The organism is Brevibacillus sp. YAE8, from assembly GCF_057543335.1.
The window spans coordinates 24,048-46,864 of sequence record NZ_BAAIYG010000027.1; the positions used below are offsets into that span (position 1 = coordinate 24,048).

The 22,817-nt window shown below is 55.6% G+C and carries 23 protein-coding genes; 16 read left to right on the forward strand and 7 right to left on the reverse strand.

From position 1 onward, the window contains the following. Window positions 1-13 precede the first annotated feature (13 nt). The gene (locus AC27IT_RS22395) at window positions 14-574 is read left to right on the forward strand and encodes a helix-turn-helix domain-containing protein (protein ID WP_005828152.1); all 561 of its coding nucleotides are present in this window, start codon (window positions 14-16) and stop codon (window positions 572-574) included. 137 nt (window positions 575-711) lie between these two features. On the opposite strand, the gene rpsD is transcribed toward AC27IT_RS22395, so the two are convergent. Together rpsD and AC27IT_RS22405 are read right to left on the reverse strand one after the other, a co-directional pair. Next, on the reverse strand, window positions 712-1,311 hold the full coding sequence (gene rpsD, locus AC27IT_RS22400) for a 30S ribosomal protein S4 (protein WP_005828154.1): 600 nt from the start codon (window positions 1,309-1,311) through the stop codon (window positions 712-714). A gap of 291 nt (window positions 1,312-1,602) precedes the next feature. Further along, window positions 1,603-3,891 carry an S-layer homology domain-containing protein gene (locus tag AC27IT_RS22405; RefSeq protein ID WP_122952677.1) on the reverse strand — a complete coding sequence of 763 codons (2,289 nt, stop codon included), beginning with the start codon at window positions 3,889-3,891 and terminating at the stop codon, window positions 1,603-1,605. A gap of 337 nt (window positions 3,892-4,228) precedes the next feature. Between AC27IT_RS22405 and AC27IT_RS22410 the strand changes: the two genes are divergently transcribed. The 7 genes from AC27IT_RS22410 to AC27IT_RS22440 all read left to right on the forward strand — a co-directional run bounded on the left by AC27IT_RS22410 (window position 4,229) and on the right by AC27IT_RS22440 (window position 13,131). Beyond that, window positions 4,229-4,810, forward strand: a complete 582-nt coding sequence (locus tag AC27IT_RS22410) for a histidine phosphatase family protein (protein ID WP_005828158.1) — start codon at window positions 4,229-4,231, stop codon at window positions 4,808-4,810. A 38-nt stretch (window positions 4,811-4,848) separates the two neighbouring features. After that, the gene (locus tag AC27IT_RS22415) at window positions 4,849-7,089 is read left to right on the forward strand and encodes a sensor domain-containing diguanylate cyclase (protein ID WP_025843927.1); all 2,241 of its coding nucleotides are present in this window, start codon (window positions 4,849-4,851) and stop codon (window positions 7,087-7,089) included. A gap of 119 nt (window positions 7,090-7,208) precedes the next feature. Next, on the forward strand, window positions 7,209-8,204 hold the full coding sequence (locus tag AC27IT_RS22420; protein ID WP_007783218.1) for an MBL fold metallo-hydrolase: 996 nt from the start codon (window positions 7,209-7,211) through the stop codon (window positions 8,202-8,204). 124 nt (window positions 8,205-8,328) lie between these two features. Beyond that, complete coding sequence (locus AC27IT_RS22425) at window positions 8,329-9,234, forward strand: hypothetical protein (protein ID WP_005828164.1); 906 nt, start codon at window positions 8,329-8,331, stop codon at window positions 9,232-9,234. 508 nt (window positions 9,235-9,742) lie between these two features. Further along, entirely contained in the window at window positions 9,743-10,345 is a 603-nt protein-coding gene (gene refZ / locus AC27IT_RS22430; protein WP_007783223.1) for a forespore capture DNA-binding protein RefZ, read from the forward strand. 98 nt (window positions 10,346-10,443) lie between these two features. Further along, window positions 10,444-12,924, forward strand: coding sequence for a septation ring formation regulator EzrA (locus AC27IT_RS22435; protein WP_283858022.1), 2,481 nt, complete (start codon window positions 10,444-10,446; stop codon window positions 12,922-12,924). A gap of 6 nt (window positions 12,925-12,930) precedes the next feature. Then, a complete protein-coding gene (locus tag AC27IT_RS22440; RefSeq protein WP_005828171.1) occupies window positions 12,931-13,131 on the forward strand; it encodes a hypothetical protein in 201 nt (66 codons plus the stop codon). 243 nt (window positions 13,132-13,374) lie between these two features. Here the strand turns inward: AC27IT_RS22440 and AC27IT_RS22445 are convergent, their stop codons facing one another. Then, window positions 13,375-14,676, reverse strand: a complete 1,302-nt coding sequence (locus AC27IT_RS22445; protein ID WP_005828173.1) for a BaiN/RdsA family NAD(P)/FAD-dependent oxidoreductase — start codon at window positions 14,674-14,676, stop codon at window positions 13,375-13,377. A 342-nt stretch (window positions 14,677-15,018) separates the two neighbouring features. Beyond that, the gene (locus AC27IT_RS22450) at window positions 15,019-15,840 is read right to left on the reverse strand and encodes a GNAT family N-acetyltransferase (protein ID WP_290426134.1); all 822 of its coding nucleotides are present in this window, start codon (window positions 15,838-15,840) and stop codon (window positions 15,019-15,021) included. Window positions 15,841-15,994: 154 nt separating this feature from the next. Here AC27IT_RS22450 and AC27IT_RS22455 point away from each other — a divergent pair, with 154 nt between their 5' ends. Both AC27IT_RS22455 and AC27IT_RS22460 read left to right on the forward strand, forming a co-directional pair. Further along, entirely contained in the window at window positions 15,995-17,074 is a 1,080-nt protein-coding gene (locus tag AC27IT_RS22455) for a M42 family metallopeptidase (RefSeq protein WP_005828177.1), read from the forward strand. A gap of 18 nt (window positions 17,075-17,092) precedes the next feature. Beyond that, window positions 17,093-17,602: a hypothetical protein gene (locus AC27IT_RS22460; RefSeq protein WP_005828179.1), complete on the forward strand. Its 510-nt coding sequence runs from the start codon at window positions 17,093-17,095 to the stop codon at window positions 17,600-17,602. A 106-nt stretch (window positions 17,603-17,708) separates the two neighbouring features. Here AC27IT_RS22460 and AC27IT_RS22465 read toward each other — a convergent pair whose 3' ends face one another. Together AC27IT_RS22465 and AC27IT_RS22470 are read right to left on the reverse strand one after the other, a co-directional pair. Beyond that, entirely contained in the window at window positions 17,709-17,846 is a 138-nt protein-coding gene (locus tag AC27IT_RS22465) for a hypothetical protein (protein WP_005828182.1), read from the reverse strand. Next, window positions 17,847-19,094 (reverse strand): MFS transporter, encoded by a 1,248-nt coding sequence (locus AC27IT_RS22470; protein WP_005828184.1) that lies wholly within the window; start codon window positions 19,092-19,094, stop codon window positions 17,847-17,849. A 58-nt stretch (window positions 19,095-19,152) separates the two neighbouring features. Between AC27IT_RS22470 and AC27IT_RS22475 the strand changes: the two genes are divergently transcribed. The 5 genes from AC27IT_RS22475 to AC27IT_RS22495 all read left to right on the forward strand — a co-directional run bounded on the left by AC27IT_RS22475 (window position 19,153) and on the right by AC27IT_RS22495 (window position 21,486). Then, window positions 19,153-19,410, forward strand: a complete 258-nt coding sequence (locus AC27IT_RS22475; protein WP_005828186.1) for a hypothetical protein — start codon at window positions 19,153-19,155, stop codon at window positions 19,408-19,410. Between the two features lies 1 nt (window position 19,411). Next, entirely contained in the window at window positions 19,412-19,636 is a 225-nt protein-coding gene (locus AC27IT_RS22480; protein WP_005828188.1) for a hypothetical protein, read from the forward strand. Window positions 19,637-19,797: 161 nt separating this feature from the next. Beyond that, the gene (locus AC27IT_RS22485; protein ID WP_007783237.1) at window positions 19,798-20,109 is read left to right on the forward strand and encodes a YtrH family sporulation protein; all 312 of its coding nucleotides are present in this window, start codon (window positions 19,798-19,800) and stop codon (window positions 20,107-20,109) included. Continuing rightward, the gene (locus AC27IT_RS22490) at window positions 20,106-20,651 is read left to right on the forward strand and encodes a sporulation membrane protein YtrI (RefSeq protein ID WP_025843933.1); all 546 of its coding nucleotides are present in this window, start codon (window positions 20,106-20,108) and stop codon (window positions 20,649-20,651) included. The genes AC27IT_RS22485 and AC27IT_RS22490 overlap by 4 nt, the downstream gene beginning before the upstream one ends. A 58-nt stretch (window positions 20,652-20,709) precedes the next feature. After that, window positions 20,710-21,486 (forward strand): sporulation protein, encoded by a 777-nt coding sequence (locus AC27IT_RS22495; RefSeq protein ID WP_005828196.1) that lies wholly within the window; start codon window positions 20,710-20,712, stop codon window positions 21,484-21,486. A 78-nt stretch (window positions 21,487-21,564) separates the two neighbouring features. On the opposite strand, the gene AC27IT_RS22500 is transcribed toward AC27IT_RS22495, so the two are convergent. After that, a complete protein-coding gene (locus AC27IT_RS22500) occupies window positions 21,565-21,666 on the reverse strand; it encodes a YjcZ family sporulation protein (protein WP_035317240.1) in 102 nt (33 codons plus the stop codon). A 191-nt stretch (window positions 21,667-21,857) separates the two neighbouring features. On the opposite strand from AC27IT_RS22500, the gene codY reads away from it, so the two are divergent. Continuing rightward, a complete protein-coding gene (codY, locus tag AC27IT_RS22505) occupies window positions 21,858-22,634 on the forward strand; it encodes a GTP-sensing pleiotropic transcriptional regulator CodY (protein ID WP_005828198.1) in 777 nt (258 codons plus the stop codon). Window positions 22,635-22,817 lie beyond the last annotated feature (183 nt).

Genomic DNA, 22,817 nt, shown 5'->3' on the forward strand with positions numbered 1-22,817 from the left:
AGGTTTTGGCGCCATGGAAGACATTCAGCGAGTGCTGGCCAAAAATGTAAGAGAGATACGGGAAAAGCAGAAGCTAAGTCTGGAAAAGGTGGCGGAGCTGAGCGGCGTGAGCAAGACGATGATCGGCCAGATCGAAAGGGGCGAATCGAGTCCGACGATCACGACGCTGTGGAAAATTGCCAACGGCTTGAAAATCTCCTTTACCTCGCTCATCCAAAAGCCGCAGCCGGACACGACGGTAGTGCGCAAGGCAGAGGTGCAGGCTTTGACGGACGAGCAGGCCGGGGCATACCGGATTTATCCCGCTTTTCCTTTTGAGGCGGACAAGCGCTTTGAGCTGTACACGGTCGAGATCGAGGAGGGTGGATTGTTAAGCTCCGGGGCGCACAGAGAGGGGACGGAAGAATTTTTGACTGTTTTTTCCGGGGAGTTGACGGTTGCGATCCAGGAAGAAACACATACGTTGCACGCTGGCGATTCGATCCGCTTCAAGGCCGACAGACCGCACAGCTATCGCAATCAGGGGAAGGGGCTGGCCCAGGTCAGCATGCTGATTTACTACCCGGTGTCATGAGGCGACCCGGGAGAGGGGAGCTAGAGTAGGCAAAATGTCCGAAAAGGAAAAGCTGCCCGCTTTCAGCGGCAAAGGAATCCGGACAAATAAAAAAGAGCAGGCCGACGGGCGGCACTGCTCTTTTTGTTTTCAGACGATTAACGGCTGTAGAACTCAACGATCAGAACTTCGTTGATTTCGGAAGGCATTTCTTCACGGTCTGGCAGACGAGTGTAAGTACCTTCAGCAGCAGCATCGTTGAAAGAGATGTAGTTTGGCAGGAAGTTACGGCTTTCCAGAGAGTCCTTAATCAGTTGCAGACCACGGGACTTTTCACGGATGGAAATCACATCGCCCGGTTGTACGCGGTAGGATGGGATGTTCACTTTTTTGCCGTTTACCAGGAAGTGACCATGGTTTACCAACTGACGAGCAGCAGGGCGAGTTGGAGCAAAGCCCATGCGGTACACCAGGTTGTCCAGGCGGGATTCCAGCAATTTCATGAAGTTTTCACCGACTACGCCAGCCATTTTGCTAGCTTGGTCGAAAGTGCGGCGGAATTGTTTTTCGTTAAGGCCGAACATGTGGCGCAGTTTTTGCTTTTCTTGCAGTTGGATTCCGTACTCGGACAGTTTACGACGGTTGTTGTGACCGTGTTGGCCCGGAGGGAAGTTGCGCTTGATGTCTTTTCCTGTACCGTCGAGGGAGATGCCCAGACGACGAGCCAGTTTGTGGCGAGGTCCTGTGTAACGTGACATGTATTCAGTCTCCTTTAAATTGGATTCGTAGGTGTTTACTTCCGGCAGGTTAGTTCCTACTTTATCTACACGAACTTCGGACGGTAGCGTTTCCGCATCGTGCTCCTCACAGATATTCAGCCGCAGTCTGTAAAGGGAGGGAACTAAGAGGGTACATCCTTCCGTTTTTACCTACAATCAATGCTACCCTGTACACATACAATCAATCATACTAGGCGAGGTATGGATAAGTCAAGAGAAAAGAAACGCGCCATTCATGGAAGAAATGGCGCTGTTCCTCGTTGCTCCCGTTTAATCCCGGATGAAGACCGACTCCGTATCTGCGTTGCCGCGTTTTTCCAGGAAGCGGGTAAACGTAACGGCTGCATCCGCCCGCGACACCGCGCCCTGCGGCTGGAACTTCGTCTTGTCGGTCGGCACGATGCCCAGTGTCGTAGCGATAATAATCGAAGCGCGATGCTTGGCGTTGCCGATGTCGGTGAGCGGCGACTGGAACATGCCAGGGTAGTCCGCCAGCTTGTTGTAGCCGAGCGCGCGCACGATCATGTCGGCCAGTTCTTCGCGGGTGATCGGCTCATCCGGGTTCAGCTTGGAAGCGTTTTTGTCCAAAAGGCCGCGGTCCACGGCGCCTTCGACGGCAGAGAAGAAGCGCGAGCCGTTTGCCACGTCGCTGTAGGTCGCCTTGCGCTCCAGGGAGTACATCGGGTAGTGGCGTCCCTGGTTCAGACTAATCATCAGCATTTCGATCATTTCGCCGCGTGTGATCGGCTTTTGCGGCAAGATTTTGCCATCCTCCAGCGAGAGCGCATCGTATTCGTACATCAAAAGCAGTTCCTTCTCGGCCGGATGGCCCTTGAGGTCGAGCGGTGCCTGGCGGTGCAGGTTGAGCACTTTTCCGGATGCAGTAGAGCGCCACTCGCCTGTAGCCGCATCGAGGTAGTAAGGCTGCTCAAACGGCGTGGACGTTACGCGGTAAACGAGCTTCGCCGTCCTTTTCGGAATGTAGGATGGCTGCTCCTGTACCTTTTTGTTGTCTTCCTCGCTGAGCGGCTCCAGGGCGTACACCGCTTCTGCCTCCGACTCCTTCCACCACGCCTGGACGGCTTCGTCGCCAGACAGATGTTTAGGTACTTTGGCAGGGTACGTTTCGCTGCCAAAGTCAGCGCTGTAGGACAAAAGTTCGCCTGTCTGCGCGTCGTAATTGAGGTAGGCCGAGCCGCTGGCAGCCGCGATTCCGTCGATGTACCGTTCCAGCGTGATCCGGTAACGGCTGGATTTTAACAGTTCTACGCCTTCCTCGTCGCGTTCGACCAGGTACAACTGGTGGGCCGAGGTCGGCGTCCATTTGCGGATCGTTTCCATTGCCGCTGCTTGCAGCTTTTTCGGGTCGACCGTCTTGGCGGGCTTTTCTTCCTCTTTGCGCAGCGGCCGGTCTTTGCTGTACGAGTAAACGTCGCCGGTGACAGCGTCAAAGGCGACAAAGACGTAGCCATCCTTTTCCTTGCCTTTTTCCGTGTATTCGAGATTCCAGACGGAACGGTTGCCCTGGTAGTCTCGCTCGCTGTAGTTGGCGGAGCGCAGCTCGTAGTTGCCAAGGTCAAACGTCTTGGCCGCCCAGGCGATGGCTTCCTCCTGGCTGAGCGCTCCTCCCGAGCGGCGCGGGGAAAGCGGCTTGCTGCTGACCGCGACAGGCTCGTTGCTTTCGCTGCGGGGCGAGAGCGATTGGTTCAACGCTTTTCCGCTCTGGGCGTCGAGGTAGAACGTAAACGGATTGGTATAGCCGAGCGTGACGGTGTTTTTCTCAGCGCCGGTTCGCTTCCACGGAAGCAGGTACGAAAGCTTCGGGTCTGCCTGCTCCTGGAACAGCTTCTCCGCTTCCTCCAACGAAATTTGCTTGTCTGGCTTCTCGAACTTCACGTCGTTCCACGACAAGGAAAAATCGCTGACGACGCCTGCGCCATTGACGGTGATGTCCGCCCCGTTGTCCGGGAATAGCACGTCGTCTACGACCCGGACGAAGCGGAACGTGTAGGAGACGTCGGCAGAAAGCGGCGTTTTCGGCTCGGGCAGCTCGCGCAGGTAGAGACGGGTTTCTGCGGCTTTGCCCGGGTTGTGCTTTTGCAAAAACTGCTCTGCCGCTGTGCGGGCGTCGGCATAGGACACCCGTTTGGCGTAAGGCAGGTTGTTCCGGCTTTGGTCGTAGTGGGAATAGGAGGTCAGCTCCCCGGTGTTGGCGTTGATGCTGACGCTGTAGGACAGGAGTACTTTTTCGTTGTTCGGGTCCTTTTTGTTCCAGCCGAACGACCATTCCGGGAACGAGCGCCAGCCGTCAGCCGAACGGAACGACACGTTTGTCAGCGTAAGCCCGCTGGTGGGTACAAGCTTGGCTGCAAGGGTCAGCGCCGCTTCTTTCGACAGCTTCACCTTGCTCGTGGCAGCCAAGGTCGCCTTGTCCATTTGCGTGCTGTTGACCATTTTGCTCGTGGCAGCTTCCGGCGACTGGGCGTGTGCTTGTGCAAGCGGAAGCAGCAGGCTTGCTGTCAATACGAATGAGCTGGATCGGATCATCCAAGGCTTCATGAAAGATTCCCCCCGAGGTGTAGTAGCATTTGCTTACAACCTCTGACGAGGGGAAAAGCGAAATCGTTTCATTTCACCCTGAGAAAAAATAGAGAGCGATTTTGCGAACAGGCAAGAAAGATAGGAATTTTGTACCAAATGTTAACGGATCAAACTAGAATTGTGAACAACCATCTTATATAATTAAGTAGTACTTATCCATCTCAACTTGAAAAAGACAGCCTTGACTGTTTGATTGACCGCAAGCGGTCATCTCTATTTTTCGAATAAATCTCCGCTCGGCGTCAGACCTGCAGGCTGCGAAGGGCGGTTTTCACAGAAAAGGAGCTATTGCGTTTTGGAAACCATCATGTACCTCGTTCGCCACGGAGAGACACAGTGGAATCAGATTCGGCGCATTCAGGGACACAGCGATATCGCTTTGAACGAGCTCGGCATGCGACAGGCAGAGCTGGTAGCCGGACGCTTCCGGCGCGAGAAGATTCACGCTGTTTATTCCAGTGATTTAAGTCGCGCGCGTGAGACCGCTGCGAAAATTGCGGAAAATTTCTCCATTTCCGTAGGCACGCATCCTACCTTGCGCGAGCGTTGCTACGGGCAGTGGGAGGGGCTTACCTACGAGGAGATTCGCGCGCGCTTTGAAAATCAGGACGAGGCTTCCTGCGGCATCGAGACATTCGAGGACATGCAGCGGCGTGCGGTGGCCGCTCTGACCGAACTGGCAGCGAAGCATCAGAATGAGGCAATTGTGGTGGTATCGCACGGCGGTCTCATCAACAGCTTTTTGCACTACGTAACAGCAGGGGAGCAGGGAACTGGCATTACGCGCATCGACAACACGGGAATTTCCGTTTTCCGCTATGCCGATCGCAGGTGGGAAGTGCTCCAGGTAAATGATACTGACCATTTGGAAGCTTGAGAAAATGCTGAGAGAGGGAGTTTCTCGTGTCAAGTAAAATGTTGGGGAAGTTAGAGACGGTCTTTTCCTACACGGCCCATTTTATCATACAATCTTGGCCGGAAAAGCGCCCAGGCATCCTTTTCTTGACAGATTCCGGGGGCCGTGTAATCAACTTCATGGACATGCATGATAGTCAATCTGGAAACTCTCTGTCTATGGCGGCGCGCCAGTATGTCCAGACCGGGGAAGTCTGCGATTATGTTTTGGAAGCGCTCGGCACGAAGGAGATTGTCGTCAAGGCCAAAAACGAAAGCGAGCTCGTCTGCGGAGCGTTTCCGCTGAAGGAGCATGACGGCAGTGTCCGCGCCGTCATTGGCATGCTCATCCCGCAAAAAGAGATTGATTTCGATTTGCGGGGCTACATGCGGGGATTAGAGCCGCTCATCCGCATGGGCTACGATGCGTACATCCAGCACGCAACCAGCCAGATCGTCACCGATTTGACCTTGCACGACACCGCGCGGGATTTGCTGACCAGCCTGACGAGACAAATCAGCAGCATTATTTCAAAAGGTTATTGCTCGGCGGTGAAGCTCTCCGAGGAGGGAGTGCTGATCCCCCAGGATTGCGTCACGACGCAAGAAGCGGAGCAAGGTCAGGCTCATATCGCCCAATTGGTCATGCGCATGGGGAATAAGCCAGTCACGCCGATGGCGCTGGACAACCACCGGGTCATCGTCGTTCCGGTAAGCCTGAACGCGGTTCCGCTGTACGCCCTGTTTTTGCACCTGCCGCCCGAGGAGCAGGACTGCTTCTACGATATCCGGGACGTCGCTTTCCTGCAGGAGATTGCGGAAAAGGCGAGCTGTGCGCTCTGGCGCGCGATCATGTCTGACGATTTGCGCCGCGAAGCGAGCAAAAAAGATTTGCTCTACCAGCTCATGTCAAAGATTCAGGCATCGATTGACGTCAATGACGTTCTCCACGAGATCGTCACCAGCATCCCGAGCCTGTATCCGTATTTCTCGGTCGAGCTGTTCCTGACGGTGGAGCCGAATGCTACTACGCCTGTCAAGCAGTTGTCGTTCCAGGAGGTGGAGCCGTCCACCAGCACGAAAGCGTACCTGGAAGGCCGCTTGATCGCGGAAGAAGTAGGGGAAGGCGAGCAGCGGGCGACCGTGATTGCCGCGCCGCTGTTGGGCAAGCAAGGCATCTACGGCGTTTTGCAGGTGACTTCGGAGCAGCCGATTTCGTTGAGCCAACACGAGAAGGACTACATTTCCATCTTGGCCGACACAGCAGGCACCGCTTTTGAAAATGCGCAACTGTACCAGCAATCGCGCAATCTGATCCGCGAGTTGCGCCTCATCAACGAAATGGCTAGACAGCTTAACAAAAGTCTTGATTTGAAGGAAATTCTCGATTTTGTGACGGAAATGATGCAGGCGACATTCGACGCGGAGTTTTGCGCCATTTTGCGAAAGCAGCCGGGAGAAGACAAGTTCGATATACTCTCGTCGTCGCTTTCCGACTTTAACGGCACCGTCGTCAATGCGCTCGAAAAGCCGTTCCAGCAGATCATGCAAAGCAAGCAGACGCTGCTTCTGGCTCAGCCTGGCGCGGGTCCGCTGCCGTTTTCACTCTATTCCTGCTGCTCGCTCATGGGGGTACCGCTTGTTGTCGAGGGCGAAATTAGCGGAGTGCTTCTAGTCGCAGATTCCCGCTATCATTTTTTTAGTTTTGACGACTACAAGCTGCTCGAAATTTTCGGCCAGCACGCAAGCCTCGCCATGACGAATGCCGTTTTGCACAACGAAATGGAGCGAATGGTCATTACGGACAACTTGACCGGACTGTTCACGAGACGCTACTTGAACGAACAGGTCAGGGCCTCGCTTGCCAAGGACAGCTACGGCTCGCTGATTTTGATCGACATCGACTTCTTCAAGACGGTAAACGATACATTCGGCCACCAGGTAGGAGACGAAGTGCTGATTCAGGTGGCCAACCTCATCCGCCGCAGTATCAGAGACAGCGATATTGCGGCGCGCTGGGGCGGGGAGGAGCTCGCCGTCTACCTGCCGAGCGTAGACAAGGCAACGGCTCGCGCTGTCGCCGAGCGAATCAGGGAGTGCGTGGAGCAGGAGACGTCCCCGCGGGTGACGATCTCGTGCGGTCTTGCGAAATGGAACAGGGAGATGGACGTCAATCTGAGCGTCGAAGCCTTGTTCCACCAGGCGGACATCGCGTTGTACGAAGCAAAAAATTCTGGCAGAAACCAGGTTGTACTCGCCTAGAGCCAAACCAATGGCTCTTTTCTCTTTTCGGTATGCCTTTTTGCAGCGTGATTTGTTTCTGTATAAGATATATCGGTAAAAGAGGGAACAAACTTGAAGGCAGATGGAGGAGTTGACCCATGGACACACGCGAACTGCGCACCAAGGCGACACAAATCACACCGGATATATACAGTCTGGAAATCCCCACCCCGTTCAGTGTCGGAGCGGTCAACGTCTATTTGGTAAAAGGCGACAAGCTGACGCTGGTGGATGTGGGGCCGAAGACAGACGAGGCCTGGCAGGCGCTGACGGAAGGATTGCAGTCTGCCGGAGTCCGCGTGGAGGAGATCGAGCAGATCGTGCTGACGCACCACCACGTTGACCATTGTGGTCAACTGGAAAAGGTGCGGCAGCTCTCCGGCGCCGTGACGCTGGCCCATCCGCAAGCAGCGCCGTACGTGGAGCTGGATGAGGACTTCATGCATTTTCACGACCAGTTTTTTCTGGAGCTGTACCAAAAAAGCGGCGTGCCGAGCGACATGCTGGTCATCATCGCCAAGTTTCACAAGCTGATGAAGACCTTCTCCGAGCCAAGCCGCATTGACGTGTTGCTCAAGCACAAGCAGCGGGTGCCGAACTTGGAGGAATGGCAGGTGCTCTACACGCCGGGGCACAGCCAAAGCCACTTGTCCCTGTACCGGGAGCGGGATCGAACGATGATCGGCGGCGACCACATCATCGGACATATTTCGTCCAATGCCTTTATCGAACCACCGCGGGATCGTTCGGGCGCACGGCCGCTCACGCTCGTCCAATACCGGACGGCGCTGCAGATGTGTGCAGACATGGAGGTGGAGCGGGTGCTGGCCGGCCATGGCGAGATCGTCACCGACCATCGGGAGCTGATTTTGGCCCGGCTGCAAAAAAACTGGAGCCGCACAGACACGCTGCGCAGCCTGCTTGCCGACGGCGAAAAAACCGCCTACGAGCTGACCACGCTGCTGTTCCCTACGCTGTACGAAAAAGAGCTGCCGTTGACGCTTTCCGAGACGATCGGGCACATTGATCTGCTGACGATTTTGCACCAGGTCGAAGTCAAGGAGAAAGACGGCGTTTTGTACTACCACCTGTAGCCAGACGAATCCCTGTCATTGGCTGTCCAAGCAGAATAAGCCTATTCCTCCCCGGAAACGATAAAAGGGACAATTACCCTGAACCACCTGGAAGTGGCCAAAGGGTAACCGAGGGAGGAAGCCTATGCGCAAGTATTGGACGATATGCCTTTTGTCTGTAGCCTGCACGGCTTTGGCCGGCTGCAATCAGATGGGCGTCAAGCAAAACCCCAGCTCCGCCTTTGAACAGGTGCGCGACCAGTTTGCGGCCCAAAGCTCGTATGCGTTTTACGGCAGGACCAAGCTGTTGACAGCAAACAGCGCCAATGCCAACATGGTGAACTTTTCCGGGCGAAAAGACGGCGAAGCGGAGTATATGAATGTGAAAATTTCCGTCCCGGAGGAAAAGCGGGTGGAGACTTTGTCCCTTTTGCGCGAGGGCAGCGAGCTGTACGCCAAGCAAGGGCAGGGGGAAAAATGGAAGCCCGTACCGGGAGAAGGCGTTGCGCTGCGGCAGGAGATGGACAACTGGAGTCCTGGTTTTTGTTTCCAGCAAATGGATGAGATGAAAAAAGGCATCCGTCAACTGCCGGACGAAAACCCCGAGGACGATCTGGAAGCGATCGGCGTCACGCTGGATTCAGCCAAGCTGAAGGCGTGGCTGGCCGCGCAACTGCAGGAGCAGAGTGCCACCGGCTCGCGGATTCAGTCTGCCGCAGGGCCGTTTCCCGGGCACAAGCCGAAGCTGAAGCTGGCGATGCAGCTTTCTGATGGGGACTGGGCAGGTGCGAGCGTGCGGCAGGGAGGCACCTCGATTCAGGCGAAACCGTCCCAGGACGTGAAGGCGTTGGTCGATCAGATGGACGTCGAAGCGGAGTACACGATTTACTACAACAAAACGACGATGCTTCCGACCAACATGACGATGTCGATTCGCTCCGCATACGACTTGAACGACCAGCGGGTAAAAGAGCATTCCCAGGTGGAGACCTACCTGCAAAACTACGGGCGGGCAAAGCCGGTTCCGGCCCCGGCAGAGGGCGGCAAATAAGCAAGCAAAGAAAAAGACGCTTACCTTCCATGTCAGCGGACAGGGAGCGTCTTTTTTCCGTGAGGCGGACGGTTTGCGAAGCGGCGCGGACGATGGCAAAAGCGGCGGGAAGGCGGCTGCTGTGACGGATGGGCCGGAGGTGCGTGCCCGCCTGCTTTGGCTCGTAAGATTTTCAGGCAGGATGAGGTAACGCTTTGCGGACTTTGTCCGTCTTTACTCATTGTGAAGATGTGCACAACGGGCCGCTTTCCTTTGCGCTTTTTTGCGAGGGAGTCTTAATTCCTAGAAGGAATACTGGAAAACTTTGTCGAACTAACAACAGGTCTATCTTTTTGCGTCGAATAATCGGTACAATGGGAAAGATGCCTGATGAAACCAAGCGTCTGCGGCGACCGCATCAGGCATTTTGCAGACGAGACTTCTGCGATTTTCGCGGTCGCTTCTCTTTTGGGCAATCGTCGCTCCCGGTCTTGGTGAAGCCGGAGCGTAAAGGGGATGGGAACCAGCGATGGATCAGACGAAAATGCGCATTTTGTCCGCAGCCGCGAAGCTGTTTGACACGTACGGCTACAAAGGGACTTCCGTTAGACAAATCGCTGCTGAAGCAAAAGTGAACTCCGCGCTGATTTCTTATCACTTCCAGGGCAAGCAGGGAGTGTTGGAGACCTTGATCGCCTCTTATTTTGAGACGCTGTTTCGGCTGCTGGAAGAACAGGAAGCCGAGCAGGAGCATGTCTCTGCCATTCACCGACTTGAACAGGTGATCCAGTTGTATTTGCGCTTCCAGATGGAGCATGCGCCGATCACCCGGCTGGTTCACCGGGAGTTGAGCGTCGAGTCGATGCTTGCCCGTGAAGTGATGACGCTGTACATGAGCCGATGGAAGCACGGCCTTTCGCGCGTATTGGAGGGCGGCGTGGCATCGGGTGATTTTTTGCCTGTCTCTGTCGATCGTATAGTGCTGGCCGTAAGCAGCCAGATGATATATCCGTTTTTACAACCGCAAATGGTTCGCCAGGTTTACGACCTGGAGCCGTTTTCCGAGGAGTTCGCCAGATGGCTGCACGATTCCATCATGCGCTTTTTGCGCGGGATTTTGCTGCCCGGATAGGATGTGCCCTCTCCTGTGACTTTATTTTGCACAAGTGCAGCGAAGGCTCCGCCAATGGCTTTGGCGCAGCCAAGTTTTCTAAAGGGGATGTTTGACAAGTGAAACGAAGACTATTCCTGCTCTGTCTGGCAGGCATGTTGCTATACACGAATCCGGCGTACGCTACGCCTTTTCCGGACAAAACCGATGAGGTCGTGCAGGACGCCGACAACTATTTGAAAAAAGACGAAAAGGCGAAGTTTGAAAAATCGATGCAAAACTTGCCTGGCAGCTACAAGGTTGTCGTGGTGGAAAGCACGGCTCCGGAAGCAGAATCCCCTGACATGTACGCGCAGAAGCTGTTTGACAATTACAATTTGGCTGATGACGCGATGATGGTCGTGCTCGACTACAACACGGAGCAGATCGGGATGTACGCAGGGCCTGCGTTGCAGAACAAAGGCGTGACGATGGAGTTGTTGCACGACAAAATCGCGTCGTACTACGATCCTTTTCGCAACCAGAAGCAGTATTTGACCGGCATTCAGACTGTGATCGGGGAAGTGAACCGGGAGCTGAGCAGCCTTTCCGACAAGCAGGCTGCAACGACTGCTGGCGCGGCTGATGCGGCAGCGCAGGAGCAGCCGGAAGAAAAAGACGCGCTCGGCGGCATTCCGTGGTGGATATACGCGCTCGGAGCTGTGTTCGCGGTGCTGTCCGTCATGCTGATCTACGCCATGATTCGCCGCCGCGGGATCTTCAAGCAAGTCGATGATGTAGAGGATTGGAAGGACGAGCTGGTCGAAAAAATCAACGTCATCGAGGTGGAAAAGCCGTTGCGCCGCTCCAGCGGAATGACAGAGGTGCGCTACCACCACCTGGCTGACAAAAAAGAAAACTTGCTGCGCATCCGCATTCCAGACGTGGAGATGATGATTCTGGATGCGGAGGAAGCGTGCGACCGTTTCCGGTTTTCCCTGGCTTTGGGCATGCTCGATGAAGCGCGGCAGACGCTGACGCAGATCGAGGATGAGCTGAACGACCTGAAGGAAGACACGACAAAGGTAGCGATTGCCAAACAGGAAAACAAGGTCGTCATCCCGGAGATCGGCAAGCAGGTGGAGCAGATGGAGCGCCGCCTGTCCGATTTGCGGCTGGAATACGGACTGGCTTTTCACGAACTGAAAGCGTCGCTGGACGAAGTAGAGACGATGCGCAACCTCGTGAAAACGTCGCGGGCGGCGGGCGACGATATTGGCGCCTACGATACGACGCTCAAGGCCCAGCAGATTCTGGAGCGGGTCGGCCAAGCGATGGAGCAGATTCCGGCGCTGGTGCAGCGCGTGAAAAAGGAAATGCCGGAAGAGTTCAAGCAACTGGAGGACGGAATCAGCCAGGCGACGCGCGACGGTTTCGACTTGAAGCAGGATTCGCTGGACAAGGCGCTGCTGCAGGCCAAACAGTTGCTTTCCTCCGCAAAAACCGCGCTGGAAGAGGGCAATCTGGAGATGGTCATGACTCATTCCAAGGCGTTTGACGTGCTGCTTGACACGACGTACCAGAGCATTGAAGAAGGCGTGCTCGCTCAGCACGAGGCAGCAGCCGCTGCGGCGCCAGCCCTGGAAAAGCCGCCTGTGCTTGCAGAGGAGCCGCTCGCAGATGAGGCAGAGCCGGAAAGAGCGAACAGTGCATTGGCAGAAAAAGAACGGGAAGTCAGCGAAGCGGAGGTCGCAGCGATCATCGAGCAGGCTGCGGAGGCGTGGAACCTGGCTGGCAAGGAGACAGCGCAGCCACTTGTCATCGACAGAGAGCCGCAAGCGTTCGGGCGCGAGGCGCAAGGATTGTCCGCGCGCAAGCAGGAGGAAGCGGTGGATCTGTCCGCACAAGCAGATGCTGAGGCAGGGACGAGCGACCAGTTGAGCGAGGCAGAACGGGCTGTGCTGTTGCAGGCAGTCAAGCGGCCTGCGAAGCCGGAGAAAACCTCGGTGCCCCATGCGCCCGCCCAGCAGGCAAGCCGTGAGCACGAAGAGGAAACCGAATACGAGCTGGTCATTCCGAAGAGTCAGGCGGAGCCGGAGTTGGAGGAGCCTCATCTGGAGGAAGAGCCGGATTATTTGCTGATCGAAACCGAGGACGATGCCCTCGACGAGCTGGAGCGCATCTCCAGCACGCTCGTTCGCGTGCGCCAGCAGATCAAGCGAAGCTATTTGCCGGGCATTCCGGATCAGCTCAAATATATGTTTGAAGAAGTCGTCCAGACTTTGGGGCGGATCAAGATGGTGATGGAGCAATACCGCTACGATCTGGAGGAAGTGGCGATTTTGATTCAGGATGCGCGCGAGCTGGTCGTAGAAACCGAGCGGATGGCCGAGCAGACGATTTCCTCCTGCCAGTTGGCGGAGGGAGCCATCCAGTACACCAACCGCTACCGCCGGCAAAACCGGCACGTCAATGAGCTGTTGACCAAAGCGGAGCAGGCGTTCAGGCAGTTGGCCTTCACGGAAGCTTACCAGTTGGCGGAGGAGGCGCGTCTCGTCGTGGAAGGTGCGCCAGCCGAGGCGGATAACCGCTGGCTTTTGCGCAGAAAGAAAAAGGGGTGAGCATCCATGCAACTCCTTCCCGTTTTTCTGATCGCGGCGGGCGTTCTCGTCATGCTCCAGCCGCGCACCAAAAGATGGCAGGCGCGGATGAACGCGTATTTCCGGGGCAATGAACAGCGGGTCAAGCAGCGGGCCAACACGTTTTTTTTGCTCGGCCTGGCCTTTATGCTGGCTGGCTTCGCTTATTTGTTCCGGTTGGCCGGATAGGGATAAGAGCACAAGCAAAAACACCTGTCGCACGAGCAACGAGGACGCGATTCTCGCGGGCGGCAGGTGTTTTTTTGCGCAACAAAAAAAGAAGCACCGCTCACGAGGCGATGCTCCATATAGGGAAGATAAAGGGAGTAAAGGTCTGATAACCAGCACCTTACAACTAGGGGGGAGTAAGGTGCTGATTACTCTTTCGCAAAAAAGAGTACCTGCCTCCTAGTTTCCCCGATTCGTGTTTTCCTAAACGTTATTCTCGCAAAAAAATTCCAAAGCTTCTTCGGCGCTGTGCGTGCCCGCCGCATGTCCCGAGGAAAAGGCGATAGTAATGTTGTAGCCTCCGGTATGGGCGTGCACGTCCATGACTTCGCCGGCAAAATACAGGCCGTCCATCAGCTTCGAGCGCATCGTGCGCGGGTCGATTTCCTTGACGCTGACGCCGCCGCCTGTAATAAAAGCTTCCTCCAGGGACAGCGTTCCCGTGATCGTCAGCGGAAATGCTTTGATGATGCCCGCAAGACTTGCCCACTCCTGCTTTTTCATATGGCTCAACGTCGTGTCCTCGGCAATCTGGGCGAGCGACAGGATGAGCGGAATCATTCGCTCCGGCAAGTAGCCTTTGAGCACGTTTTTGACCGCTTTTTTCGGCTGTTCCTCCAGTAGTTTCCAGCTTTCCGCACTGACTTCCTCCTTGCTTTTGGCAGGCATCAGATCAAGCGTGAGCGCCAGCGGGACGGCGCCGTATTTGCGCTGGCTGATGGAGACGTAGTGCCCCATTCGCAGCGAGGCTGGCCCGGACAGACCGAAATGGGTGAAAATCATATCGCCTTCCTGGGTGTTGATCTTTTTCCCGTTCGGCGCGTACAAGGTCATTGTAATGTCGCGCAGGGACAGTCCTTGCAGCGTTTTGTCGCGGATGAAGGAGTCGTTTGCGGTGAGCGGCACTTCTGTCGGATACAGGTCCGTGATCGTATGGCCTGCCGCCTTGGCCCAGGCGTAGCCGTCTCCCGTCGAGCCTGTCTGCGGCACCGAGCAGCCGCCGACGGCGATAATGACGCAGCAGGCTGTCAGCTTTTCGCCGGATTGCAGCAAAATGCCTGCGGCTCGGCCGTTTTCGTAGACAACTTCCTTCACGGGAGCGTTCAGCCGGATGTCGACATGCTGCTGCTTCAACCGGTCGATCAACGCTTGGGCGACCGTCACTGCTTTATCGGTGACGGGAAACATCCGCCCGCGGTCCTCTTCCTTCAGGGCGACGCCCAGTTCCTCAAAAAACTGAATGATGTCGCGGTTGCCGAATTGCGCAAGCGCACTATACATAAAACGGCCGTTGCCGGGCATTTGCTTGATAAGCTCGTCCTGCTCCTTGGCGTTGGTCACGTTGCAGCGGCCGCCGCCGGAAATGATGAGCTTGCGTCCCAGCTTGCCGCCTTTTTCCACCAAGCAGACGCGCGCTCCCCGGCTCGACGCCGCCACAGCGGCCATCAGCCCGGACGGCCCGCCGCCGATAATGATAACGTCATAGTCGTACTGTGATCGATTCATGTATTCTCGTCCTTTTATGTTGTAGGGTAGGGCATCCTTCATTTTACCACAAGAGGCTATGTTAGCGCTCAGATAGAGGGGGAGGGTGGGAACACAAGCGTGTATGTCGCGCTAAAAAAGGGGGCAGGTGGGGAACACAAGCCCGAATGCTGCGCCAAAAAGGTGGGAACGTTGGAAGCACAAGCCAGCATACCGCGCCAAAAAGGGCAGGGCGCTTTTCACCGCGCCTGCCACGCGCCAAAAAGGGCAGGGCGCTTTTCACCGCGCCTGCCACGCGCCAAAAAGACAGGGTGCTTTTACCCAAAAAGGGCGGGACTGTTTAAAACCACCCCCAACGCCAACTCACCCAAGTATCGCAGACAGCGGCTTTTTCTCCAGCACGTATCTGACAACCGCTTCATCGCGGACGATGTCTGTGACGATGTAGCCTTTGGCGAAGTAGCTGGTGAACAGCTCGCCGGTTTGCTCGCGCCAGGCCGAGGCGATGTTCATGTCCGCCTGCTTCACCTGCTGGAAAAAGGCCGGGACTGGAAGCAGCAAGACAGGCTCTTCATGCGCGGTGTCGAAAGCGACTGGAGCCGGAAGGCCGTCGACTATTTCATAGCGCAAAATGTCAGGGGCAGCGTCGTAGGCACGGCGCGGTGCGCCTTCTGCCTGGCGGGCTTCCACGCGTCCGCTGTCGATGAACCACTCGACGAGAAAACGATCAGTCGGCAGGCCGCGGTTGAAGTCGTCGTCGAGGTCGCCGTAGCAGTTGGGCAAATACGTGCGGACGATTCCGCCAAGCTTGACGATATTCAGGACGCCGTTCACCGTTTCCAGGGGGTCGTACGTCCAGGTGATTTTGGAATGGCCCAGCGCTTTGGCTTCTTCCTTTTGCAGCCACTTCATCTTCACTCCGAGTCCTTGCTTGCGATACGCGGGCAAAAAGCCGAGCATGTGGGAACAGAGATGCGTCTCGCCGTTGGTATAGCCGGGAAAGCTGTACAAAAAGCCGATCATCTCGTCCCCGTCAAACGCCCCGAGGAACAGTCCGCCAAATTTGTGCATCGTCAGCGTCATGTGGTACGGAATGGCCGACGAAGGGTCCCATATTTTTCCTTCCATCGTTTCTAGTTGCTCGATTTCGCTCGCCTCGGTCAGTTTTCGCAAGGTGATTGCCATTTGCTTTTTCCTCCTATCCAGGTTTTCGTTTTTACTTCATTCGAACAAAGGGAGGCACATTCCTGCTTGGGAACGGTTGCATCCCCCGGCAGCCTTGCGGATAATAGGAGAGACAGACAAACATCTGCTAGGGATGACAGGAGGCTTGACCACGATGGAAAACGACTTTCAATGGGAGCTGTGGAATCGGCTGACACAAGCGCCGGGAGCGCCAGGCTTCGAAGGTTCGGTCCGCGCTATCATGCGGGAATACATAGGTGCCTATACAAACGAATTTGTCTACGACAACCTTGGCAGCATGCTCGGGGTAATGCGCGGCGATGAAAACGGTCCGAAAATCATGGTGGCCGGACATATGGATGAAGTCGGCTTCATGGTGACGCGCATTTCCGACCAAGGCTTTATTTCGTTTCAGACGCTCGGAGGCTGGTGGGGACAAGTTTTGCTTGCCCAGCGCGTCCAGATCATCACGGAAAAAGGCGCGATCGAGGGCGTCATCAGCTCGATTCCGCCGCATGTGCTGAGTGAAGACCAGCGGAATCGCCCGATGGACATTCGCAACATGTTTATCGACATCGGCGTCGACTCGCGCGCGGAAGCCGAGCAGGCAGGCGTGCGTCCGGGACAGCAGATCGTTCCGGTATGCCCGCTGCAGGTCATGGCCAATCCGAACCGCCTCATGGCAAAAGCGTGGGACAACCGCTACGGCTGCAGCCTGGCAGTCGAGCTGGCAAAAGAGCTGCACGAGCGTCCGGGCCATCCGAACGTCGTCTACGTCGGGGCTACGGTTCAGGAAGAGCTGTCTGGCATGCGCGGGGCGAAAACAGCCGCGGCTGCGATCGAGCCTGATTTGTTCCTCGCTTTGGACGCCAGCCCGGCCACGGACATTCCCGGCGTGAGAGACGAAGGCGGCAAACTGGGCGGCGGCCTTTTGATGCGCATATACGATCCGCTGTACATGATGCCGCTGGGACTGCGCGAACTGCTTATTTCGACCTGCGAGCAGGAGAACATCCCGTACCAGTACTACGTGGCCAAAGGATCTACGGACGCCAATGTCGTGCAAAACCACGGAAAAGGCGTGCCGTCGGCTGTCATCGGCATCCCTTCCCGCTACATTCACAGCCATGCGTCCATCATTGACCGCAACGATTACGAAGCGGCCAAGCGGCTGTTGTTCTCCATCGTGCGCAAGCTGGATCGGGCGACCTTTGCGTCGATTTTGCCGAGATAATGAGGGGAGGTGGCGCTTTTGAACGCGATTGTTTTGTACACGAAGCGCCAGGGCCAGGCGACGTCTTACGAATTTAACGTCTTCGACAACCAGTTCGCCACGGAAAATCTGGCTGTCCGCAAAGTGCTGATGTCCATGCTGGAGTCTGTACGCGAGCGGCTGACCGATGTGGAAGTGGAGTACAACGACAGCATGCTGGCGGAAAAATTGGGGGCGAGACGCGCTGCGGAGACGCTGCGTTTTCTCGGGGCGACGAAAGACAACAGCAAGGAAAACCGCAGCAACGGCATCGTCGTCAGCCGCTCGTTTCAGGCGCCGCTCACCCCTGAGCGCTATGCGTTTTTTTACGGGCTCACAGACATTGCCACGCTCTCGCACTACCGCTTGAAGGAGGGCAGCGAGGACCGGATTGTGTTTTACTTCACGCGCTATTTGCAGTTGATAGCTCCTGACGAGAGCGCAAGCCAAGCCTTTTTGCAAAAGCTCGACGAGTTTTCGCTACCGTACAGGCTCGTGTCGATCAACTGAACAGGCCAAAACAGGCGAGCAAGAAAAAAAGCCATTTCCACCGATCCAGGGGAAATGGCTTTTTCGTCTGCGCATCGGCTTGCGGCGATGCAGCACAGGCAATCCGTCAAGTAGCAGGGCGATCCGGCCCTTCCAGCTTTTTGTCCCCGTAGCCGGGGGCGTCGTTTTGCACGGATTTCGGCTGGGGGCTGCGGTCTGCCTCCCGCATTTTCCCCGCTTGATCCTGGTTGTTTTGCTTGCTCATTTACGTGGCACCTTCCTTTCTTCCCGATTTCGGTTCGGGAGCCTGCTCCGGGTTTTTGTGGCGCGGCATCGCATAAATCGCGAACAAGCCGAGCAGCGCCGCGAGCAAAAGCGTGATGATCCCGTAGCCGATCCATGGGCTTCGGCTGCCGACTCCCCCGAGCTTTTCCACCATCGCGCCGCCGATGCTCGTCCCGAGAGCCGTGCCGACGCCGGATACGAAGTTGGAGAAGCCGAAGTACGCTCCGAGCCATTCTTCCTTGGCAAAATGAGTGACGAGCGAATCCTGGACAGGCATGAACAGCATTTCGCCGACAATAAATACGACGGCTGCGGCGCTGAGCGTGACGAATTGATTGGCCCAGCCCATCAAGGTCAGGCCCGCGCCGAGCAAGGTCGTTCCGGCGGCAAGCGCCACATACGGGTTGATTCGCGAAAGGACAAAGCGCGAGACGAAGCCTTGCAGCAGCACGACAGCGAGCGAGTTGATCGTCCAGACGAGGCCGATGAGCGTCGCGGAATGCAGGACGTGCTCGCCGCGCAGAGGCAAGATCATCGTAAATTGCGCATACAACGCCCAAATCAGCAAAGTAATCGCGGAAAACAACAGGAAGCTGCGGTGCTTCAAAATATGCCGGTATTCCGAGATCGGCGTGTGGCGGCAGGCAGGCCCGACACAGCGATCATCTGGCAAGGAAAAAAACGTCAGCACGGCGAGCAGGCCAAATACCGCGGCTGCGATCATAAACGGCTGCTGGCCGACGGACGTCATCCAGGTAATGACCAGACCCGCTACGATAATGCCGCTGTGGGCAAGAATCCCCCGCCACGAAAAAGCGGCTGTACGCTGTGCTTCCGCCACCTCATCGGCAATCATCGCCTTGATCGTGGGGGCCAACAGGCCAAGCCCCAGACCGTTCACGGAGGAAAACAGCAGAAAAAGCCCGTACGACGCGCTGTAGTGATAGCCGAGCATGGCCCCTCCTTGAAGCAGTGCGCCAAGCGTGATGATCGCGCGGCGGCCCCAGCGATCCGACATCGGCCCGCCGATCAGGCTGCCAATCTGGTACGCAATGCTGCCCGCGCCCAAAATGAAGCCGACCTGGGCGAGATGCAACTGCCGCACCTTCTGCAAAAAGATCGGAAAGACCGGAATGACCAGATACGAGGCCAGGTGCATGAAAAAAACGAGCAATAGCAGGATCAAATAAGGCTTGTTACGCCAGAGAGCTCCACTCGAGGCTGTCATAATCGCCTCCTTTTGTTGGTATCGTCTCTTCTAGTATGAGTGAAAGAGGTTTGTCTCTATGCAACAAAATTGGGCGAGCGTACAAATGTGCGCGACAGGCAGGCATATGTCCAATCCAAACTTTTCCCCGATACATATACCTATAGAGAAAGGTACCATGGGCGGTATGCCAGGTGCGACGGTTCGAGCCAGCGTGAAGGGGGGATCTGTCATGAAAGGTTTCGGCTTTTTCAACCAGGATGGCTTTGAAACGGTGATCTGGATTATCGTTATCATCTTTCTCCTCTCCATATTCTTTGACGAAGGGATAGATTGAGATGAGCGCATATCGGCCGGTTCGCCGCTTGAACAATCACTATCGCTCGAATCAGGGCTTCAAAGCCTGGATCAAGGCCAACGAGCAATGGTTTAAGGAAAATCCGGAAGTGTTCAAACAGGTGCTGAGCAACCCGAATATGGTCAACCTGTTTATGGATCTCATGGTGATGAACTCGCCGCGCATTCAGAGGCGTCTGCGCAGGTGGGGCAAGAACAAGCCGTGAGCGCATGTGGCATGCTGCCGACAAAAGCATGCCATCTTTTTTTCCTGTCCAAGCAGCCGATCCTTTCGCGCGGGCCTGGCAGCGGCTTTTCAATCATAAAAGCCAGACAAGCTGCGTAGGGATAAGCATAGGCAGCGCAGTCGAGAGGGTGGGAAAACAGCATGGCACAAGTCATTTTGACCTTTTTTGTGGCCTATGGCATCGTCGTGGGCGGATCTTTGTGCGGCGGCTTGGGCGCCTTTTTGACGGAAAAGCCTCCGCTTTTTTCGATGGTCCAGCTTGCGGACCAGTTGAAAATCTGGGGCTTGGTCGGTGCTCTGGGCGGCACCTTTGACTCGTTTTTGCAGATTGAGAAAATATTGATGGGCAACTTTTCGCCCGTGTTCAAACAGCTCGTCATGATCGTCGTCGCGTTTTTGGGCGCGCACATCGGGACGATTTGCGTGCAGTGGCTCGTGCAGGTGCGCTCATGATGATCGTCCTGTGGAAACGCTATCTCGCTCTCCTGCTCATCGGCTGCCTGTTGGGCGGAACGGCGGTTTTGTTTGTGTACGGACGCGAGATGGAGCAGATGATGCTTGTCCGCAAAAGCCTGGAGCTGCAAAATAAAAAGCTGTACGAGGAAAATCAGGAGCTGAAGCAAAACCAGCGGGTCTATCGCAAAAAGCAGGATCAGGTCATCGAGGAAGTCCGCGCCTTTGTCTTGACGGCGGACCAGAAGCAGCCGCTGCACGGGACGATCGTCGTGCAGGTGGTCGATTTGATCGAAAAAGACTTCGCCTCGCTCAAAGGCAAAAAAGCAGAGCAGGTCGCGGAGGTTCACCAGGTGCTGCACGAGATGCTGCGCCGCCGGGAGTATGTCTTGTCCGACCGGACGATGGTGGAGGTGCGGATCAAGACCGTGTTTATCGCGCGGACGCTGCAAGTGTTTGTGACGGCAGAGGTCATATCCGACGATGTCTGGCAAAAGATAGCGCGAAACTTTCTTTTTCTTCCCCCGTATATTTCTACATAGAAACCTGAAGGCAGATCTGTCGCAAGATCTGGGGTGAACGCAAAGGAGAGGCGAGTACATGTCCATGTTCAAAAAGTTGCTGGCCAGTGTCGGAATCGGAGCGGCCAAAGTCGATGCCCGTTTGGAGCAGGAGTCCCTCGTTCCTGGAGACCTCGTAAAAGGCGAAGTGCACATCTCCGGTGGAGACGTAGCGCAGGAAATCGACGAAATCTACATGTACGTTATCACACACTACGAACGCGAAGTGAATGACAACAAGGTGAAGGAAGAGTGCACGCTGGTCAAGTACCGTCTGACTGAGCGCGTCTATTTGCAGCCTAAGGAGGACAAGGTACTGCCTTTTGCGTTCCAGCTTCCTTATGAGACACCGCTGACTATGGGACGTCAACCCGTTTATTTGCGGACGGGATTGGATATTAAAAACGCGATTGATCCGGGCGACTCCGACTTTATCGAAGTGCGTCCGCATCCTTTGATGGCAAAAGTACTGGAGGCGGTCCAGTCGATTGGCTTCCAGTTGTACAAGGTCGACTGCGAGTACAACCGCCACCTGGGCCGCACGTATCCGTTTGTGCAGGAATTTGAGTTCCGTCCGACAGGGGCATACCGTAGCCGTCTGGAGGAGCTGGAAGTCGTCTTTTACTTGCGCGAAGGCGAGCTGGAAGTGCTGCTGGAGCTCGACAAGCGCGCGCGTGGCTTCCTGGGCGCCTGGGAAGAAGCGTTTAACCTCGACGAACGCTATGTCCGCTTCCGGCTTTACGAGGCCGATCTGCAAAAGCCGACTCGCGTGATTGCCGATGCCATCGAGCAGAAGATCAAGCAACAACTGCGTTAAACAAGGGAAAGCAAAAAAGAAGGCTGTCTGGGATGCGAACCAGACAGCCATTTTTTCGTGGATTGACAAGGCGGACGATTAGTCGTCTACGCCAACGATGGTCAACAGGACGAACAAGACGAGAATCAGTGCAAATCCGTTAAAGCCTCCGTTAAACAGCCCCATTTGAAATCCTCCCATAATTCGTGACGTGATGTTTGTTCCCTCTATAACATAGTCGAAGGCCAGGGCAAACGTGTGCAGGCATACACCTATTTTTGGGGCAAAAGCCGGTTCCATGAGGTGTCTTTCTAATTTTTTGATTTGGATGTATAGGGCTGGATTTTTCTGACAATACTGTGAGCATGAAGAAATCCAAGGAGGATATTATTATGAATTTGTTGGAAAAAACCAGGAAAATTAATGTGATGCTGCAAAAAACAATGGGAGGCAGCGGCGTAGGCTTCCAGGATCTCGCCAAGTTGCTGTCAGAGGTCATCTCGGCAAATGTGTACATCATTACGGCGGACGGCACGATTCTCGGCAGCGGCTTGAACCAGGAAATTTCGCTGAATGAAGAAGGCCAGTCTTCCACTCAACTGCGAAGCGGCATACATCAAAAACTGCTGGAAGTGACACAGACGCTCGCAAACGAGTCGATCGAAAGTCCGTACAGCTTCGTGCCAAAAGAACTGGCAGGGCTGTTCCCGCAAATGATGACGACCATCGTGCCGATCAATGCAGGCGGCAGCCGCCTGGGTACACTCGTGCTGCTGCGGGCGTATGGCGAGTTTGAAACCGAGGATTTGATTTTGGGCGAAATCGGCGCGACCGTCATCGGGATGAAGATCGTTCGCCAGCGCACAGAGCAGATTGAAAATGAAGTGCGCGACAAAACGTTCGCCAAAATTGCCCTGTCTTCGCTGTCCTACAGCGAACAGATCGCCATTGAAAAAATTATGGAGCAGCTCGACGCGCGCGAAGGCTTGCTCGTCGCCAGTCAACTGGCAGACCAGGCGGGTCTGACTCGTTCCGTCATCGTCAACGCGCTGCGCAAGCTGGCCAGCGCAGGCGTGCTGGAGTCCCGCTCGCTCGGCATGAAAGGTACATATATCAAAGTGCTCAACGACAAGTTCCCATCCGAACTGGCGAAGTGGAAAACATCGTAATTCGCAGCGCTTAGACAGAAGGCTCTCCCGGAAAACGGGAGGGCCTTTGTTTGCGTGCGCGGGCAGAGGCGCGAACAGGCGGGAACACGTTTTGCCAAAAGGAAGGGGCAAGTCCTTTGCCGCTCAACGAGTACATTCCAACTGGAAAAAAGTTCATGAATTAATCATTGATTCGTGATTTTT

What these genes read in the sequence shown, in the direction of transcription:
- AC27IT_RS22395 (WP_005828152.1), top strand. Translation starts at nt 14, where the DNA reads ATGGAAGACATTCAGCGAGTGCTGGCCAAAAATGTAAGAGAGATACGG.
- rpsD (WP_005828154.1), bottom strand. Translation starts at nt 1,311, where the DNA reads ATGTCACGTTACACAGGACCTCGCCACAAACTGGCTCGTCGTCTGGGC.
- AC27IT_RS22405 (WP_122952677.1), bottom strand. Translation starts at nt 3,891, where the DNA reads ATGAAGCCTTGGATGATCCGATCCAGCTCATTCGTATTGACAGCAAGC.
- AC27IT_RS22415 (WP_025843927.1), top strand. Translation starts at nt 4,849, where the DNA reads ATGTTGGGGAAGTTAGAGACGGTCTTTTCCTACACGGCCCATTTTATC.
- AC27IT_RS22420 (WP_007783218.1), top strand. Translation starts at nt 7,209, where the DNA reads ATGGACACACGCGAACTGCGCACCAAGGCGACACAAATCACACCGGAT.
- AC27IT_RS22425 (WP_005828164.1), top strand. Translation starts at nt 8,329, where the DNA reads ATGCGCAAGTATTGGACGATATGCCTTTTGTCTGTAGCCTGCACGGCT.
- refZ (WP_007783223.1), top strand. Translation starts at nt 9,743, where the DNA reads ATGGATCAGACGAAAATGCGCATTTTGTCCGCAGCCGCGAAGCTGTTT.
- AC27IT_RS22440 (WP_005828171.1), top strand. Translation starts at nt 12,931, where the DNA reads ATGCAACTCCTTCCCGTTTTTCTGATCGCGGCGGGCGTTCTCGTCATG.
- AC27IT_RS22445 (WP_005828173.1), bottom strand. Translation starts at nt 14,676, where the DNA reads ATGAATCGATCACAGTACGACTATGACGTTATCATTATCGGCGGCGGG.
- AC27IT_RS22450 (WP_290426134.1), bottom strand. Translation starts at nt 15,840, where the DNA reads ATGGCAATCACCTTGCGAAAACTGACCGAGGCGAGCGAAATCGAGCAA.
- AC27IT_RS22455 (WP_005828177.1), top strand. Translation starts at nt 15,995, where the DNA reads ATGGAAAACGACTTTCAATGGGAGCTGTGGAATCGGCTGACACAAGCG.
- AC27IT_RS22465 (WP_005828182.1), bottom strand. Translation starts at nt 17,846, where the DNA reads ATGAGCAAGCAAAACAACCAGGATCAAGCGGGGAAAATGCGGGAGGCA.
- AC27IT_RS22470 (WP_005828184.1), bottom strand. Translation starts at nt 19,094, where the DNA reads ATGACAGCCTCGAGTGGAGCTCTCTGGCGTAACAAGCCTTATTTGATC.
- AC27IT_RS22475 (WP_005828186.1), top strand. Translation starts at nt 19,153, where the DNA reads ATGCAACAAAATTGGGCGAGCGTACAAATGTGCGCGACAGGCAGGCAT.
- AC27IT_RS22480 (WP_005828188.1), top strand. Translation starts at nt 19,412, where the DNA reads ATGAGCGCATATCGGCCGGTTCGCCGCTTGAACAATCACTATCGCTCG.
- AC27IT_RS22485 (WP_007783237.1), top strand. Translation starts at nt 19,798, where the DNA reads ATGGCACAAGTCATTTTGACCTTTTTTGTGGCCTATGGCATCGTCGTG.
- AC27IT_RS22490 (WP_025843933.1), top strand. Translation starts at nt 20,106, where the DNA reads ATGATGATCGTCCTGTGGAAACGCTATCTCGCTCTCCTGCTCATCGGC.
- AC27IT_RS22495 (WP_005828196.1), top strand. Translation starts at nt 20,710, where the DNA reads ATGTCCATGTTCAAAAAGTTGCTGGCCAGTGTCGGAATCGGAGCGGCC.
- AC27IT_RS22500 (WP_035317240.1), bottom strand. Translation starts at nt 21,666, where the DNA reads ATGGGAGGATTTCAAATGGGGCTGTTTAACGGAGGCTTTAACGGATTT.
- codY (WP_005828198.1), top strand. Translation starts at nt 21,858, where the DNA reads ATGAATTTGTTGGAAAAAACCAGGAAAATTAATGTGATGCTGCAAAAA.